The organism is Bacillus sp. Cr_A10 (assembly GCF_029222665.1).
GTDB lineage: Bacteria > Bacillota > Bacilli > Bacillales_A > Planococcaceae > Psychrobacillus.
In genome coordinates this window covers 747,145-763,042 of sequence record NZ_JARHXR010000009.1, presented here as the reverse complement: position 1 = coordinate 763,042, position 15,898 = coordinate 747,145, and the positions used below count along the sequence as shown (strand labels likewise).

18 protein-coding genes, 1 pseudogene, 1 riboswitch and 1 other annotated feature (1 of these 21 cut by a window edge) are annotated in these 15,898 nt (G+C 32.3%); of the genes and pseudogenes, 17 read left to right on the top strand and 2 right to left on the bottom strand.

The window, feature by feature from the left end:
• Positions 1–47: 47 nt before the first annotated feature.
• The 8 genes and pseudogenes from P2Q73_RS11045 to metA all read left to right on the top strand — a co-directional run bounded on the left by P2Q73_RS11045 (position 48) and on the right by metA (position 7,502).
• Positions 48–1,241: an AI-2E family transporter gene (locus P2Q73_RS11045; protein WP_053589590.1), complete on the top strand. Its 1,194-nt coding sequence runs from the start codon at positions 48–50 to the stop codon at positions 1,239–1,241.
• 5 nt (positions 1,242–1,246) lie between these two features.
• Positions 1,247–1,642 (top strand): sporulation protein, encoded by a 396-nt coding sequence (locus tag P2Q73_RS11040; protein ID WP_053589589.1) that lies wholly within the window; start codon positions 1,247–1,249, stop codon positions 1,640–1,642.
• Between the two features lie 100 nt (positions 1,643–1,742).
• Positions 1,743–1,958, top strand: coding sequence for a hypothetical protein (locus P2Q73_RS11035; RefSeq protein WP_056829789.1), 216 nt, complete (start codon positions 1,743–1,745; stop codon positions 1,956–1,958).
• 65 nt (positions 1,959–2,023) lie between these two features.
• Positions 2,024–2,155: an RAxF-45 family protein gene (locus tag P2Q73_RS20340; protein ID WP_345798839.1), complete on the top strand. Its 132-nt coding sequence runs from the start codon at positions 2,024–2,026 to the stop codon at positions 2,153–2,155.
• A gap of 111 nt (positions 2,156–2,266) precedes the next feature.
• Positions 2,267–4,135 carry a ribosomal protection-like ABC-F family protein gene (gene abc-f, locus P2Q73_RS11030; protein WP_275786948.1) on the top strand — a complete coding sequence of 623 codons (1,869 nt, stop codon included), beginning with the start codon at positions 2,267–2,269 and terminating at the stop codon, positions 4,133–4,135.
• A 195-nt stretch (positions 4,136–4,330) separates the two neighbouring features.
• A pseudogene (locus P2Q73_RS20430) lies at positions 4,331–5,395 on the top strand (HAMP domain-containing protein); the annotation flags it as partial.
• Positions 5,390–6,337 carry a methyl-accepting chemotaxis protein gene (locus tag P2Q73_RS20425; RefSeq protein ID WP_481747155.1) on the top strand — a complete coding sequence of 316 codons (948 nt, stop codon included), beginning with the start codon at positions 5,390–5,392 and terminating at the stop codon, positions 6,335–6,337. The pseudogene P2Q73_RS20430 and the gene P2Q73_RS20425, both read left to right, overlap by 6 nt.
• A 69-nt stretch (positions 6,338–6,406) precedes the next feature.
• A riboswitch (SAM riboswitch) is annotated at positions 6,407–6,515 on the top strand.
• A 78-nt stretch (positions 6,516–6,593) separates the two neighbouring features.
• On the top strand, positions 6,594–7,502 hold the full coding sequence (gene metA, locus P2Q73_RS11020) for a homoserine O-acetyltransferase MetA (RefSeq protein WP_275786942.1): 909 nt from the start codon (positions 6,594–6,596) through the stop codon (positions 7,500–7,502).
• Positions 7,503–7,556: 54 nt separating this feature from the next.
• Here the strand turns inward: metA and P2Q73_RS11015 are convergent, their stop codons facing one another.
• Entirely contained in the window at positions 7,557–8,489 is a 933-nt protein-coding gene (locus P2Q73_RS11015) for an aldo/keto reductase (protein ID WP_275786939.1), read from the bottom strand.
• 147 nt (positions 8,490–8,636) lie between these two features.
• On the opposite strand from P2Q73_RS11015, the gene P2Q73_RS11010 reads away from it, so the two are divergent.
• The 7 genes from P2Q73_RS11010 to P2Q73_RS10980 all read left to right on the top strand — a co-directional run bounded on the left by P2Q73_RS11010 (position 8,637) and on the right by P2Q73_RS10980 (position 12,810).
• Positions 8,637–9,155, top strand: a complete 519-nt coding sequence (locus tag P2Q73_RS11010; RefSeq protein WP_275786936.1) for a DUF1572 family protein — start codon at positions 8,637–8,639, stop codon at positions 9,153–9,155.
• Positions 9,155–9,799: an alpha/beta hydrolase gene (locus tag P2Q73_RS11005; protein ID WP_275786933.1), complete on the top strand. Its 645-nt coding sequence runs from the start codon at positions 9,155–9,157 to the stop codon at positions 9,797–9,799. Before P2Q73_RS11010 ends, P2Q73_RS11005 begins: the two co-directional genes overlap by 1 nt.
• A gap of 65 nt (positions 9,800–9,864) precedes the next feature.
• The gene (locus P2Q73_RS11000; protein ID WP_275786931.1) at positions 9,865–10,395 is read left to right on the top strand and encodes a GrpB family protein; all 531 of its coding nucleotides are present in this window, start codon (positions 9,865–9,867) and stop codon (positions 10,393–10,395) included.
• A gap of 12 nt (positions 10,396–10,407) precedes the next feature.
• Positions 10,408–11,034, top strand: a complete 627-nt coding sequence (locus P2Q73_RS10995) for a histidine phosphatase family protein (protein ID WP_275786927.1) — start codon at positions 10,408–10,410, stop codon at positions 11,032–11,034.
• Positions 11,031–11,453 carry a metallothiol transferase FosB gene (gene fosB, locus P2Q73_RS10990; protein ID WP_275786924.1) on the top strand — a complete coding sequence of 141 codons (423 nt, stop codon included), beginning with the start codon at positions 11,031–11,033 and terminating at the stop codon, positions 11,451–11,453. Before P2Q73_RS10995 ends, fosB begins: the two co-directional genes overlap by 4 nt.
• A 29-nt stretch (positions 11,454–11,482) precedes the next feature.
• Positions 11,483–12,151, top strand: coding sequence for an HAD family hydrolase (locus P2Q73_RS10985; RefSeq protein WP_275786921.1), 669 nt, complete (start codon positions 11,483–11,485; stop codon positions 12,149–12,151).
• Positions 12,148–12,810: an aspartate/glutamate racemase family protein gene (locus P2Q73_RS10980; RefSeq protein ID WP_056829808.1), complete on the top strand. Its 663-nt coding sequence runs from the start codon at positions 12,148–12,150 to the stop codon at positions 12,808–12,810. The genes P2Q73_RS10985 and P2Q73_RS10980 overlap by 4 nt, the downstream gene beginning before the upstream one ends.
• Before the next feature lie 598 nt (positions 12,811–13,408).
• Here P2Q73_RS10980 and P2Q73_RS10975 read toward each other — a convergent pair.
• On the bottom strand, positions 13,409–13,573 hold the full coding sequence (locus P2Q73_RS10975; RefSeq protein ID WP_082355195.1) for a YvrJ family protein: 165 nt from the start codon (positions 13,571–13,573) through the stop codon (positions 13,409–13,411).
• A 442-nt stretch (positions 13,574–14,015) separates the two neighbouring features.
• Here P2Q73_RS10975 and P2Q73_RS10970 point away from each other — a divergent pair, with 442 nt between their 5' ends.
• Positions 14,016–15,320: a helix-turn-helix transcriptional regulator gene (locus tag P2Q73_RS10970; RefSeq protein ID WP_275786918.1), complete on the top strand. Its 1,305-nt coding sequence runs from the start codon at positions 14,016–14,018 to the stop codon at positions 15,318–15,320.
• Position 15,321: 1 nt separating this feature from the next.
• Positions 15,322–15,453 carry a hypothetical protein gene (locus P2Q73_RS10965; RefSeq protein WP_269432416.1) on the top strand — a complete coding sequence of 44 codons (132 nt, stop codon included), beginning with the start codon at positions 15,322–15,324 and terminating at the stop codon, positions 15,451–15,453.
• 412 nt (positions 15,454–15,865) lie between these two features.
• Positions 15,866–15,898, top strand: a binding site (T-box leader); it runs 210 nt beyond the window's last position.

Sequence of the window (15,898 nt, the reverse complement as noted above, 5' to 3'; positions counted from 1 at the left end):
TTTTCCTCCGTAAAATAAGAATATATAGAAAAGGGAGTTTGATAAAAGTGGAGCCTGAAAAACCTTCTTTTTTTTCTACGAGATACATAAAATTTCTAGGTGGACGTAATACTTTCTTTACACTAATTATGCTTTTGTTAATCGGACTTGTCATTATGATATACGACAAGATATCATTTATATTTGTTCCGTTAACTGTTTTTTTAGGTAATGTAATTTTACCTATCATACTAGCAGTCATTGTATATTATTTGCTAAGACCATTATTACGCATGCTCGAGCGTATTAAAATTCCGAGAGTATGGGGTATATTAATTATCTTCTTAGCATTAATTGGTCTTATCACACTACTTGTCTTTTTAGTCTTTCCTTTTTTAAAGGCACAGTCTACGAAGCTGGTTGCAGAGTTCCCTGGGTATTTTATACAATTGTTTAATTCACTTGATACTTTTTTACGAACATCTATAGTTTCCGATTATTATTCACAAATCGAAACTCAAGTAAATACCATTTTAAAAGATCTTCCAGCTGAAATAGGTGAGTTTATTCAAAGCACTGTAACAGGGATAGCTACTGGTTTATCTTCATTAGTTGGTATGTTGACTAGCTTCATTTTGGCAATTGTAACTGTACCATTTATCGTATTCTATTTATTAAAAGATGGTGAAAATCTACCAAAATATGTTATGAAGCTTTTTCCACCACGTATGCGAGATGATTTACAATCCGTTTTCCATAATATCGATAAACAAATTAGTTCATACATTCAAGGACAGATTTTAGTTTCGATATGTATAGGATTTATGATATTTATCGGTTTCTCCATTATTGGAATGGATTATGCATTACTACTTGGAGTTATAGCATCTGTAACAAGTGTCGTACCATATTTAGGGCCAGTGATAGCAATTACACCTGCTGCAATAATTGCTCTTGTTACTTCTCCTTTAATGTTAGTAAAGCTTGCAGTAGTATGGACAATAGTACAATTAGTAGAAGGGAAATTTATCTCTCCACAAATAATGGGTAAATCTCTACATGTACATCCTATAACTATAATATTTGTTTTAATTACTTCTGGATCTTTATTTGGTGTACCAGGTGTAATACTAGGGATTCCAGGGTATGCAATATTAAAGGTTATAATTTCACATTTTTATACTTTATTTAAAAGACGTTACAATAAATATGAACCACTTATAGAAAATCATTATGAGTATACAAATAACAAGGTGGATTGAGAGTAATGGCGAGGAAATTTGAATCTTGCATTGAGGTACAATCAATAAAAATAGAAACAGTAGTTGATCATCCATATATTGAACATGGTATTAACTTATCAGGGACAATATATATTAACGGAGTACATGATGATGAATCAATTGAAAATATCAAACTAGAGGTTTTCAAATTAGTAAATGGGGAAGTTACAAAAGTTATCTCCAAGCATTCGATTGAACTTGTCGGAGCTGTGGCTTCTAAAGATGTTCAAATGATTCCCTTTGAAATAATGCCAGATGAAAGATGGCTTCCAGATGGCGATGACGACGTAAGCAATCTTATACTTAGAACTACCGTATTATTCGAAAATGGTTCTGAATATAATGACGAAGATGAAATTCACTTTGATATTGAAGAATAACCAACCGGTTTCATTCACTCCAATACATTCTGTATTGGAGTTTTTTTATGGATAAATGTTGTGGATTTGAGCAATCTAATCAAAAACGAGGAGACAATTTATGAAAAAATTTATAAGCGTTACTCTAGTTTTTCTATTGCTCAGTCTATCTGCTTGCGGTTCAAATCGTGATACAAATGGTCCGCCAAAACCGGAAACGCAGCTAGATAGTAAAACAGGTAATACTCCTGTTACCGGTAATGAAGATGTAAATATAGAAAATGAAGAAGGTGTTATTGATAAAAACAATGACAATGATCATCTAATTGATAAATGATTATTGTGTTGGAAAAAATTATGTGTTAGAATATTCGTAACTAACTGAACGGAGGTGAAGAAAGAATGAAAAACACTGTGAATGCACATGGATTTATATTGGAATTTTTATCCACTTCGTGTGCGATTACTCATGAAATTTCTAACAACGGGATAAGTGTGCCCATTTTTAGCAAATTACATGTAATTCACAGCTGATAAGTCATTCTTTCTGAACCATAATATATGGGAAAGACTGCTTTTTAAGCAGTCTTTTTTTATGCAGAAAAATGCTTCCAGCTATATTGAACTTGAAAGGAAGCGGAAATAATGATTTGTACAATTAAAGATGTAAGCAAAATGCTCGGAGGAAATACCATTTTTGAAAGCTTATCATTGTCGATTAAAACTGGAGAAAAATTAGGTATTGTTGGAAGAAACGGCTCAGGTAAAACGACACTTTTTAAATTAATCATCGGTACGGAGGCACCTGATAAAGGTGTTATCAGCTTTAAAAAAGGAACTAAAATTGGATATTTAGCACAGATACCTACCTTTTCAGATGAAGTAACAGGAATGGATGTTTTAAATAGTGCATTTGAAAAGCTAAAAGCACTGCAAACAAAAATGCAACAATTAGAAGAAAAGTTATCGTGTACCGATCAACCTAATATGGAAAAATTACTCCAGGAATATGGAGATGTGCAAGAGGACTTTACTAACCAGGGCGGTTATTCTTTGGATTCAGAAATAGATAAAGTCATCCAGGGTTTACAATTATCTTCATTTGTTCATCAATCTTTTTCAAACCTAAGTGGAGGAGAGCAAACAAAGATAATGCTTGGTAAATTATTGTTGTCACAGCCTGATTTACTGTTACTAGATGAACCTACAAACCATTTAGATTTATTCGCAGTTGAATGGTTGGAGCAATATTTAGTTAACTACACAGGTACAGTTGTAATTATTTCGCACGATAGATTTTTCCTAGATCAAGTAATTACAAAAGTAGCTGATTTAGAGGATGGTGAACTAACTCTCTACCATGGTAATTATTCTTCTTATATTGTTAACAAGGAAGAACGACTCATGCGGGAATTTCAAGAATATGAGGAACAACAAAAAAAGATAAAGAAAATGAAGGAAGCCATTAAACGGTTAAGACAGTGGGCAAATGAAGCTGTTCCTCCAAATCCAGGTCTTCATCGGCAAGCTAGGAACATGGAACGTGCATTGGAAAGAATGGAAAAACTGAGAAAACCAATTATCGACCCTAAAAAGATGAGTTTATCATTCGAAGCTGCATCTAGAAGTGGAAAAGAAGTTGTCATAATGGATAACGTTTCTAAATCATTTGGCAATAAGGTTTTGCTTCATAAATCAAATTTGTATGTGTATTGGAAAGAAAGAGTTGCGATCGTTGGTAGAAATGGAACTGGAAAATCAACAATTTTACGATTATTGCTAGGAGAAATTTTGGCTGATGAAGGAAATGCTAGAATAGGCAGTAATGTTAGGATCGGATTTCTTTCACAACACTTTGAAATATTGAATCCAAAAGAACGTATAATAGATGTATTTAGAAGTGAAGTGAGTGTTGTTGAAGCAGAAGCACGGCATATTTTAGCTAAGTTTATGTTTTATGGTCCTGATGTCTTTAAACGAGTTGGGGATTTAAGTGGAGGAGAACGTATGCGTCTTCGTCTTGCTCAACTAATGCACCAAGATATAAATTTGTTGATATTAGATGAACCAACAAACCATTTAGATATTGAATCGAGAGAAGTATTGGAAGATGCTCTAGAAGATTTTCAAGGAACTATTCTATGCGTTTCTCATGATCGATACTTTTTAAATAAGTTATTTCATCGTACAGTTTGGCTCGATTCAGGAAATATGACAACTTTTGAAGGGCCTTATAATTGGGCTCGAGGGAAATGGAACGAGCTACTAGTAAAACAGGAGTCAATCAACACAGCAGAATACGTTGAAAAGGTAAGAACTTATAAAAGTAGAGATAAAAAAGAAAAATCAACAGAAGAACAAATTTTAGAATTGGAAAACGAACTAAGTAAACTAAAGAAAGAAAAGGATATTCAGAAGGACTGGAATGATTATGAAAAATTATTATTGTCGATTGACGAGAAGGAACAAAAACTTGAAAAATTAATAGAGATCTGGTTAGAGAGACAAGAATGAAAATATTCATGATTATTAAGTCCGCTTAACTCCAAAAAAATGTGTGATAGTTCCTATAAAATTAATAATTTAATATTAACTTTCTCGTTTTTAGCCGATATAATCAGAAAGATATACTATGTCCTAGTTTTTGAAATAGTAAATTTATCCTTATTAAGGGATTATATCTTTAAAAAAACAGAAAGTAGATGAAATATGAAAATTTCTATCAAATGGAAAATAATTATTACTGTAATGATATTAATTGTAATTAGTATGTCTGCATTAAGTTTCATAAGTACTTTTACGATTAAAGACAAAACGGAAGAAAGTTTAACTGATCAAAGTCATGTATTAGTGAACGAAATGTCCTCTTCCATTCAAAATTATCTCAGTGTCTATGAAAAGGGTATTATACAAATATCCACTACAAAGGAAGTGGTGGATTTTCAAACGGAATCTAGTATTTCAGATGCAATCATTGCTTCACAGCTAGAGAAACAATTAGATTCTAAATTTACTGAGTTTACAACGTTGTACGACGCGGTTGCTTCCGTTTACTATGCATTACCGAACAAGCATATTGAAATAATACCTGAAGCGGATTTAGGGAAAGATTTCGACGCAACAACTAGAGATTGGTATAAAAATGCGGTAGCCAATAAAGATGATTTTAGTTGGTCCAAACCTTATTTAGATGCTGCAACGGGAGAATATGCAATTTCTGGTGCAAAAGCAGTACTTAAGAATGGTCAAGTTGTTGGAGTTGTCGGCATTGATATATTACTTTCGAAGTTAACAGAAACAATTTCATCTAATGAGTTAGGATTTGAAGGTTTTCCGATTATCGTGGAGAACGACGGCACAGCAATTGTTCATCCTACCATGTTTGGTGAGAATTTGTCAGAATATGCTTATATTAAAAAAATATTTTCTAGTTCTTTAAATGAAGGAGTAGTCACAGATACTTCCGAAGGACTTTCAACGGTTACTGTATTTACGACAATACCTGATTTGAACTGGAAGCTTGGTGCAGTATACGAGCAAGAAAAAGTTAATAAAACAGCTGATAGTATTCGAAATCTCATTTTAGTTATTACTGCTGTTATATTAGTGCTGATGTTTATTGTGCTATATTACACTACTCATCACATTTTAAAACCGATAGATCAATTAAAAATACTAATGGATTCGGTTGCAGAAGGAGATTTGACTGTTCACGCGAACGTAAAGTCAACCGATGAAATTGGACAATTAGCTAAAAATTTCAATAAAATGACTGAGAGCATGCATGAAATTATTCAAGTAGTAAAAGAATCTGCAAGTAATGTTCAAGTAAGTTCTGAAAGTCTTAGTGCAGTTGCAGAGGAAACAACTGCATCATCAGAACAAGTATCCGTAGCTGTGGGTGAAATAGCTGAAGGTGCTTCAAAATCTGCTGAAGATGCGGAAGAAGTAACAGATAGCTCTTCACATTTAAGTAATCAAATTAATTTAATTAATGATAAATCGCTTGTAATGACTGATATTGCTACGAAAGCAAATAAAATGAATGCAAATGGACAAAAACAAATGAGTGAACTTAAATCATCCTTTAACAATTGGGAGTCCAATTTAAAGTCTATGTCTGATGTAGTCGATATTTTAGAAAACAAAGTAAAAGCCATTGGAGGGGTTATGGAAACCATCATGGAGATTTCTGCTCAAACAAATCTACTTGCATTAAATGCAAGTATAGAAGCAGCAAGAGCTGGTGAGCATGGAAAAGGTTTTGCGGTAGTAGCAGAGGAAGTAAGAAAGCTTGCTGAGCAATCAGCCAGAGCGACTGAAGATGTTAAAAAGACTATTACTGAATTACAGAAAGAATCAGTTTTAGTAAGCCAACAAATGACTGAAACTAGGGAAACTTTCCGTATACAAGGGGCAGTAGTTACTGATACGGAAATAACATTTAGTGAAATCTCAAATTTAATGGAGAATATGCAATCTTCTATTGATGAGGTTTCCAACGAAATTAACCAAGTTTTTAAATACAAAGAACAAGTAGTTGAAACGATTCAAATGATGGCAGCGACTTCTCAACAAACTGCTGCTGCATGCGAGGAAGTTAGTGCATCTTCAGATGAACAGCTTCGGGCAATCCAATCCGTTGCAGATGCTTCTGAAACATTAACAGAACTTAGCGATAAATTAGCAGAAGCAGTGAATCGTTTTAAAGTATAATATTCCATTGCTTAAATGTTCAGAAAATGATAGTATAAAAAATAATGTAGTAGAATAACAAATAATATACTCTTATCAAGAGAAGCAGAGGGAAATGGCCCTGTGAAGCTTCAGCAACCTCTGACACATGTCAGAAAGGTGCTAACTCCTACAAGATATCAATCTTGAAAGATAAGAACTGAGAGCATTTGCTTACCCTCTTTTCTTATTTATTAGAAGAGAGGGTTTTTATTTTTACGGAAAAGAGGAGAAATGTATGCCAATTATGATTCCCAAACAATTGCCAGCAGCTGAATTGCTGAAGAAAGAAAAGATTTTTATCATGGACGAGGAGCGCGCAATTGCTCAGGATATCCGTCCTCTAAACATTATTATATTAAATCTAATGCCAGAAAAAGAAAAAACGGAATTACAACTACTAAGACTATTAGGTAATACACCATTACAAGTGAATGTTACATTTATGAATACTGCAACACATGAATCCAAAAATGTTAGTAAAACGCATCTAGACACTTTCTATACTACTTTTGAAGAGATTAAACTTCGCAAATATGATGGGATGATTATTACTGGAGCACCAATTGAACATTTGAATTTTGAAGATGTAAATTATTGGAGTGAGATGACAGAAATAATGGATTGGTCGAAAACAAACGTCACTTCTGTCTTACATATATGTTGGGGTGCACAAGCTGCACTTTATCATCATTATGGAATTGGTAAATTTGAATTGTCTAAGAAATGCTTTGGTGTATTTTCTCACCGTTTATCCGATCCAACTGTGAATTTAGTCCGTGGTTTCAATGACGAGTTTTATGCGCCCGTTTCTCGTTATACATCTGTTTCATATGATGAAATAATAACTGATTCCAGACTTAATCTGCTTTCAAATTCTGAAGATGCAGGGGTATTCCTTGTAATATCAAATGACGAAAAGCATATCATGATTACTGGTCATTTAGAATATGATGCAACAACTTTAGCGGAAGAATATGCTCGGGATGTGAATAAAGGTATTGAAATCGATGTTCCTGAAAATTATTTTCCTAATAATGATCCTTCGACACAACCATTAAATTCTTGGCGTTCGCATACTCATTTATTGTTTTCTAATTGGTTAAATTATTATGTCTATCAAGAAACGCCATACGAATGGGAATAATTCAGAAGAGGCTGAGAAAGATTTTTCTTTCGTTCAGCCTCTTGTTCTATTTTTTTATTGAAATATTTGGTCAATTCTATCTATTTCTTGTTTTGTTAATTGAACATCTACAGTTTTCAAATTATCTATAACTTGTTCAGGTTTTTTAGCCCCTGGAATAATCACATCAATATTTTCTTTCGTTAAATACCATGCAAGCACAATATTAGAAACACCTACATTTTTATCATTAGCAATTTGGCGAAGCTGCTCTACCTTTTCTAAGTTGTTAATATATGTTTCTCCTTGGAATAACGGATTTTTTGTGAGACCTTCTCTAAAAGTACTGCCTTTATCATACTTACCTGTTAATAAGCCCGAAGCAAGCGGAAAATAAGGAATAAAGGAAATATTACGTTCATTTGTATATGGAAGCAAATCCTTTTCTGCATCGCGTTTTAATAAGTTATATCCAGATTGAAGAACTTCAATATAACCATCTTGGTTACCTTCTTTTAACTGTTCTAAAGTAAAGTTGGATACTCCAATTGCACGGATTTTTCCTTCTTCCTTTAAACGTTGAAGAGTACCAACTGCTTCAGCTTTTGGTGTGTTTTCATCGGGGAAATGAATATAGAATAAATCAATATAGTCCGTTTGAAGTCGTTTTAAACTGTTTTCCACAGTTTCTCTTAAAAATGCAGGTGAGTTGTCGATGACTACTTTTTCACCGGTCATTTTATGAGCGCCCTTAGTAGCAAGAATTATTTCACTACGTTTCTTCGTTTCTTTTAATACTTCCCCAATTAACTCTTCTGATTTTCCGATGCCGTAAATAAAGGCAGTATCTAGAAAACTAATTCCATGATTAAGTGCTGTATGCACAATGTCTTTTCCGGTTTCATCATTTAAATTCGGAAATAAATTGTGGCCACCAACTGCATTTGTTCCAAGGCCAACGGGATTTACAAATAATCCGGTTTTACCAATTTCTACTTTTTTACTCATAGTAGTAAAAACAACTCCTCTTCTATATATTCTAGTATAATATTACCAATAATGTCCTTTTACTCAAAGAATTTTGGTTTTATCAAAAGAAATGGGGAAGGAGATTCATAATATTTATTGAACTATGTTTTAAAGGAGATGATTAGATTGTCAAATTCAACTAATTTTCATGCTGACTTTATTCGAAATATACGGTCAAAATTGGAGGAATTGAAAAGTGATACAAAGAAAGCGATCATGCAAATGGAGGAAGAATCCATTTTTTGGTCACCAAACGAACAATCAAATAGTGTAGATGTACTGGTGAAGCATATGAGTGGAAACTTAATTTCTCGTTGGACAGACTTTTTAACAACCGATGGAGAAAAAAAAGACAGAGATCGTGATAGTGAATTCGAAAGTACGATAGAATCACGGGAAGAGTTGCTTAAAGTGTGGGAAAATGGGTGTGATGCATTTTTCAAAGCGATAGACAGTATAGAAGAAAAACACTTACTTCAAACTATTTATATTCGCAATAAACCACTTACTGTTTTGGAAGCAATCATTCGGAGTATTACACATATTTCAATTCATGTGGGACAGGTAATATATATAGCCAAACAAGTTACACCAGAAGACAAGTGGACTACTTTGTCGATACCTAAAAGAAAGGATAAGAAGTAATGAATTCAAATTTTACTTATATTCATAGTTCTCCACAAATTTCCGATGAGAATAAAAAATATCCAGCATTATTTTTATTGCATGGAATGGGAAGTAATGAAAACGATTTGGTTGGACTCGTTTCTAACTTAAAGGAGAAATGCCATATATTTAGTATACGTGGGCCAATTTCTCAACCACCTGGATATGCCTTTTTCACGATAGAGGGTCTCGGAAAACCTCATCGTGCAGTCTTTGATCAGGTAGTACAAGATCTTCAGTCATTTATCGAAGAAATAACTAATAATCATTCGATTGATTCAAATAAGCTCTTCCTTCTTGGTTTTAGTCAAGGTGCTATATTGACTCAATCATTAGCATTAGTAATGGGTGATAAAATTAAAGGAATAGTTGCACTAAGTGGCTATATTCCGTCGTTTGTGAAAGATGAGTATGCACATCAACGAGTAAATAAATTAAATGCATTTATATCTCATGGCGAATTTGATAATATGCTTCCATTTGAATGGGGAACTGCTAGTAGAGACTATTTCTTAGAAAAGGGAGCAAGTGTTACTTTTAAGAACTATCCTGTTTCACATGGTGTTGCACCAGAAAATCAAAGAGATTTAGTTACCTTTTTAGACGAACTATTAGTGAAATAAAGGATTATCCTCCCCTCTTGAAGAATATGTAAGAGGGGTAATTTTATGAAAAAGGAGAGTTTTTCATGAGGCTAGGATTATCTAAAGATGAAGTAAAATTAAATAATTATACGAGTGAATGGAATATAGAATTTAATAGAGTTAAAGAAGAGATCATGTTGGTAACTAAATTGGAAACAAAACGGATCGAACATATTGGTAGTACGGCAATTAAAGATATGGTGGCAAAACCAATCATCGATATTTTAATCGGCATTGAAGATACAAAACATATAGATAACAACATGATGAAAGCTCTCCAGAGTATTGGTTTTCTTCCATTGCGAGTGGAAAGGCCGGGAGAAATTGTATTAGCAAAATTTATAGATGATACATACAAAGTAAAAACACATTATATCCATTTAGTCGATTACGACAAAGAGCTTTGGAAAAACCTAATTTTTTTTAGAGACTACTTAAATACAATAGATGAGGCAAGGGATGAATATAAAAAGTTAAAAGTAGCTTTAGCTGAAAGAAAAAGTATAAATATAACATCGTATACAAATTTAAAAGAACCTTTTGTGAAAGGTATATTTTCTTTACGTACAAATTAAGAGGTGAAAATTATGATTACAAATTTATATTTTGTTAGACATGCGCACTCTACATATACGACTAATGAACTTGAAAGACCACTATCAGTCAGAGGTAAAGAAGACTCAAAGTTAGTAACCGAACGATTAAAGCTAGAAAACATTGACTTTGTCATTTCTAGCCCATATAAAAGGGCGATTCAAACAGTTGAAGGTATTTCCGAGTACCTTGGCTGTAACATTGAGATTAATAAAGATTTTAGAGAACGAACTTTGTCTTTACTTCCTGTAGAAGATTTTAATAAGGCTATAACAAAAGTATGGTCAAACCCTGATTTCTTTTTTGATGGTGGTGAGTCGAATAAAAAAGCACAACAAAGAGGGATTACAGCAACCATGCAAGTTCTAGATGAATACAAAGGAAAAAATGTTGTTATTGGCACACATGGTAACCTCATGGTTTTGATCATGAACTTCTTTGATCGGCAATATGATTTTCATTTTTGGGAGCAGCTCGCTATGCCAGACATTTATAGGCTTTCTTTTTATGAGAATCACTTAATAGAAGTTAGAAGAATAGATGAGAATAAAAAGAACTCGTTAAATACCGGATACACCATATATAAACCTATAGAAATTAGTAACGAGGGGAAGAAATGAAGATTAAAGGCTTAAATCATTTTTTGTTTTCTGTATCCAATTTAGAGCAATCAATCAAATTTTATCAAGATGTATTTGATGCAAGGCTATTGGTGAAAGGAAAAAGTACCGCTTATTTTGATTTAAGTGGAATGTGGCTTGCATTAAATGAAGAAAAGAATGTACCACGAAACGAAATTAATGAGTCCTATACACATATTGCTTTTACAATAGAGGAAGCCGACTTTGAGAATACACACGTAAGATTAATGGAGTTGGGAGTAAATATACTTGTAGGACGAGAAAGAGACAAAAGAGACAAGAATTCTATTTACTTCACTGATCTAGACGGTCATAAATTCGAATTTCATACCGGTACATTACAAGACAGAATGGAGTACTACAGACTTGAAAAACAGTATATGGAATTTAATGATTAGATAATATAAGCCAAAAGGAGATTGTTAAAATGAAAGCCATTATTTTTGATTTTGACGGAACGCTAGCGAATACATTGCCAATTTGTTACTACTCTTTTCAGAGTGTTTTTCAAGAGTTTGATAATAAAGAATTATCTTCAGAAGAAATAAAAGCTATGTTTGGTCCTTCTGAAACTGGAATCATTAGAGAAAACCTTATAAATAATAACAAAGAGAAGGCAATTGAGAAGTATTATGAAAGCTATTTAGAAAAACATCACCATTTTGTAGAAAGTAACATAGAAATAGAAGATTTACTAACTTATATAAAAGGGTTGGGTATAAAGCTTGGAATCGTTACAGGTAAAGCAAAGAGAAGTTTAGATATTTCATTAAAAGCGCTCCAAATGGAGGAACTATTCGATGTAATAATAACAGGAGATGATGTACAATTCCCAAAGCCACATCCAGAGGGAGTAAATAAGGCATTGTCCATTCTAAACGTTCAAAAAGAGGAAGCGGTATTTATCGGAGATAGCGAGGCTGATATTTTAGCTGGCGTTCAAGCAGGAATTGTTACAATTGGAGTACAATGGTTAGAAAATTATCAAGCAGATGATTTTATTACAAAACCAAATCAGATATTCACTAAAATTATGGATTTCAAAAATTCTCTAAAGAATCTAAATTACAGCATGTATTCAGGAGAGTTAAAATGAAATTAGCATGTTTACACGCACATCATTCAAATATCGAATATATAGAATCTGCTTTAGTGTCTTATGAAATAGAACTAGTTCATTTTGTAGACCCTGGTCTTGTGAATAGGGTTACTCATGATACTAGTTTCTGCATTTCAGATGCTCAACAAAAAGTTAAGGAACAAATAGAATGGATTTCAAAAAGTAACGTAGATGCAATACTTATAACTTGTACTAACTACGTTGCATTGCTTAATGAGGCTGATCATTTATTATCCATACCAATTATCAAAATCGATGAACCTTTTTTCGAAGTAATAGCTTCAATTGATGAACCACAAGTTATTCTTTTTACTAATCCTGCAACTGTCGAAGGTACTTTGGATAGATTAAATAATTATTTAAGTGATCGTCACAAGAATATAGAGATGGATGTTGTCATAATTGAAGATTCATTTGAACTACTTATGCAGGGTCTAAGTGAGAAATACAATGAAGCAATATCTAAATGCATACATAAATTGTTGGAAGCGGAAAATAAAATTATTTCAGTTGCCCAATTATCGATGGTGAATGCTTCTATTCAAGTGGAGAAGGAGACCTCTATAACTGTTATTAATCCGCTTCATACTTTAATAGATTCATTGGCTATTCAGTTAAATCTTAAGCATAAATGAGAAGAGCAAGAATCAACATGCAAAAGTTGATTCTTGCTCCATTTTTTATTTTTTGTCTCTGTTGGCTACATTTGAGACGAAAGCTCCATTTTCATTTGAACAATGGAAGATGAAAGTATCATTTGGATTGTACGTTAGTGTGTATTCAGGTGTATGGGAGGTCAGTATTTATATATATCCAAATGCAAGGGGGAAAGGGATCGGTAATTTACTACTGCAAGCACTAACCAAAAGTCGGAAGTAGCCGGTTATTGGACTTTGCAAGCTGCGATCTTCCATGAAAATAATACAGGAAAAATGGTTTTGAATAATAGGCATTCGTGAGAGGATTGCAAAAGGGAATGGAATATGGAGGGATAAATCTTTTTTTAGAAAGAAGGAGTGTTACAGTTGGTGTAGATCTATTATTGACATGAAAAAAGTAATCCATGTCTGAGTTATCACTCGTGATGGATTACTTTTCACTACTGTCGATCTTCATAAAAGAGTATCGTTGGTCCAGAGTGAAAATAAGCTAAACTGCCGTATGAAAAAAGTAGTTTATTTTAAAAAAATTTATTTAATCAACAGGATATCAGTTTTCGTCCATGTTACACCATCACTTTCTTTTTTCAATACTATTGTTAACAACATTTGCTATATTGTGAATGGTATTTTCAAGAGACTCTATTTTATTCTCAAATCGGTGTAATAAATAAATAGTGACTACAATGGGAAATCCGAAGTTGCCAATTAATTGTACGATGTTTCCCTCCCCAATCATGAGTATCCTCCTTTCTTTATTTTATTTCACCATTCTTCTAACTACATGATATACCTGTTGAGAAATACATTATCATCATGACAAACTGACTTGTCCGAAAAAAATAATACTTCTAACTACCTCAAATACCTTTCATTGATAAAATAATAAATCTTTATTAGATTATACTAATTTTTTCGTATTTTTAGAATAATTATAAGTTGGGAAATAACCTTTTTTTTCCTGGATTATTACTACTAAAATCAAACAAATTTCATGTAATAATGAAATATTACTATTTTGTAATAAAAATTGGATATTGAAATCGCCTATATTCAACAATCTTCTACCTATTAATATGAATTTCTACAATGAAATAGTCGTTTTGAGTCGAGCGATTAAGAAAGGATATTTATTTTATTTCAAGAATTAGTACATTACTAATTCATAAGGGGTGAAGAAAATGAGTAGTATAGGTCATATAATAAAATCAGAAAGAATAAACCAAAGTATGAAACAAAACACATTGGCCAAGGGAATCTGCTCTACATCCTATTTAAGCAAAATTGAAAATAATACAACAGTTCCAAGTGACGAAGTTATAAGGCTTTTACTCAAAAGACTAAAAATAGAAATAGATCAAGTTTCAAGTGAAGAAGAAAATAAGGTAATTACATTGTTATTTGAGCTGTATAAAACTGGCATTTTGAGCAGGGATAAAAATTTAATAAGAACATCCTTGAAAGAGTTTACGAAAAGAAAGCACTACTTCTTACAATTAAATAATTTCTATAGTTATCACCTATTTATGTTTCGTCTCCAGTTAATTTTAAACGAAGAGGAAGATAAGCTTCAAACGACCTACAACGTCCTTGTGAAAATAAAAGATGATTTAGACGATAAACAAAAGTTTGTTATGAATCTTAATCTTGGACTGTATTATTATTTGGATGGAAATTATCAAAAGGCATTAAATCAATTGGAAAAATCATTAAAATTCGTAAATAAGGAAACAAATGAAGAATGGGAGATCGCTGATTACTATAATGTACTAAGCTTAACGTACTTTAAATGCAATGAATTTTTTAACGCAATAAACTATGCCTCCAAATCTTTGGTCTACTATAAGGACAATCTTTTGTTCGAAAGAGCAATTGATAATTTCATCGTTATAGGAATTTCACATAAAAGAATGAGGAAATATGAAGAAGCAGAAAAGAATTATAATTTTGCTGGAAAGCTAGCAATAGATTATAAACTTATACACTATGAGGGGGTGATTTATCAAAATCTAGGTTCATTACACGCTATTCAGGGGAGTCATGAAAAAGCCATTGAGTTCTATGAGCGTAGTTTGAGATCTAAGGAAAAAATTTGTAATACAGAAAGATATCTAATAACTATTCTTTCCATTATTAAAGAGTATTCAAAGCAAGCGGATCATGAACAAGTTCTAAAGTGGTGTCAAAAAGGCTTAGAAAGGATAGAGGTGGGAAAAAATTCTAGCAATGAAAATATTTCATATTATTTTCATATAGAAATATATAGAACTTTCCATAGTTTATCCGAAGAACTTGAACTGGTACTAAAAGAAGCTATCTATCATTTTGAAAATATCCAAGATGATCGGCATGTTCAAAAGTATTCTATTTTATTAGCAAATTACTTTTTTAAACAAAATAAATTTAAAGCAGCTGGTTTATATTATCAAAAATCAAATCAGATTTTATTTAAAGAAAAATTTATTAATAAATGGGAGGATTTATAAATTGAAAAAGAGAATTGTATTTTTAGCCCTTTCTAGCATGGTCATCTTAGCTTTGAGCTTTACAACTAATTCAAAACAGATGGTAGAAGAAGAAACTCCAAGACCAACAACTATAGAAAATTCGTATATTTGAAAATTTTACTAGTAAAGAGATTTTGAGTACTGAAACCAGACACTCATTAGCTTGAAGGAGTCATTGAATAGATTCTTCCTCTTGGCTCCAACAAACTTATGAGTGTCTTGTTAGTTTTAACTATATTACATAAATTGGGTTCATCTTTATGTAAAATTAATGAGAATCGGATGGTTCAACTGATTAATCGGTTGGATCTTTTAAATAATCGGGTGGCTATATACTAAAATCGGATGGTTTCATCAGAGTTTTCTTTTGAAAATGATGAATGGACAGATTTTTTGATTTATTTTCAAAATAACATTGGAGTAGATAAAGTTAGAAGATCATTTGAGTAAATGGAACAAATTAAGCATATATTAAATTGACAGATCAATTTGATGTATGTTAAATTTATCCACAATAAAACCATACAAATTCGTTGATGAGAAAAAGTAGTTGTTGA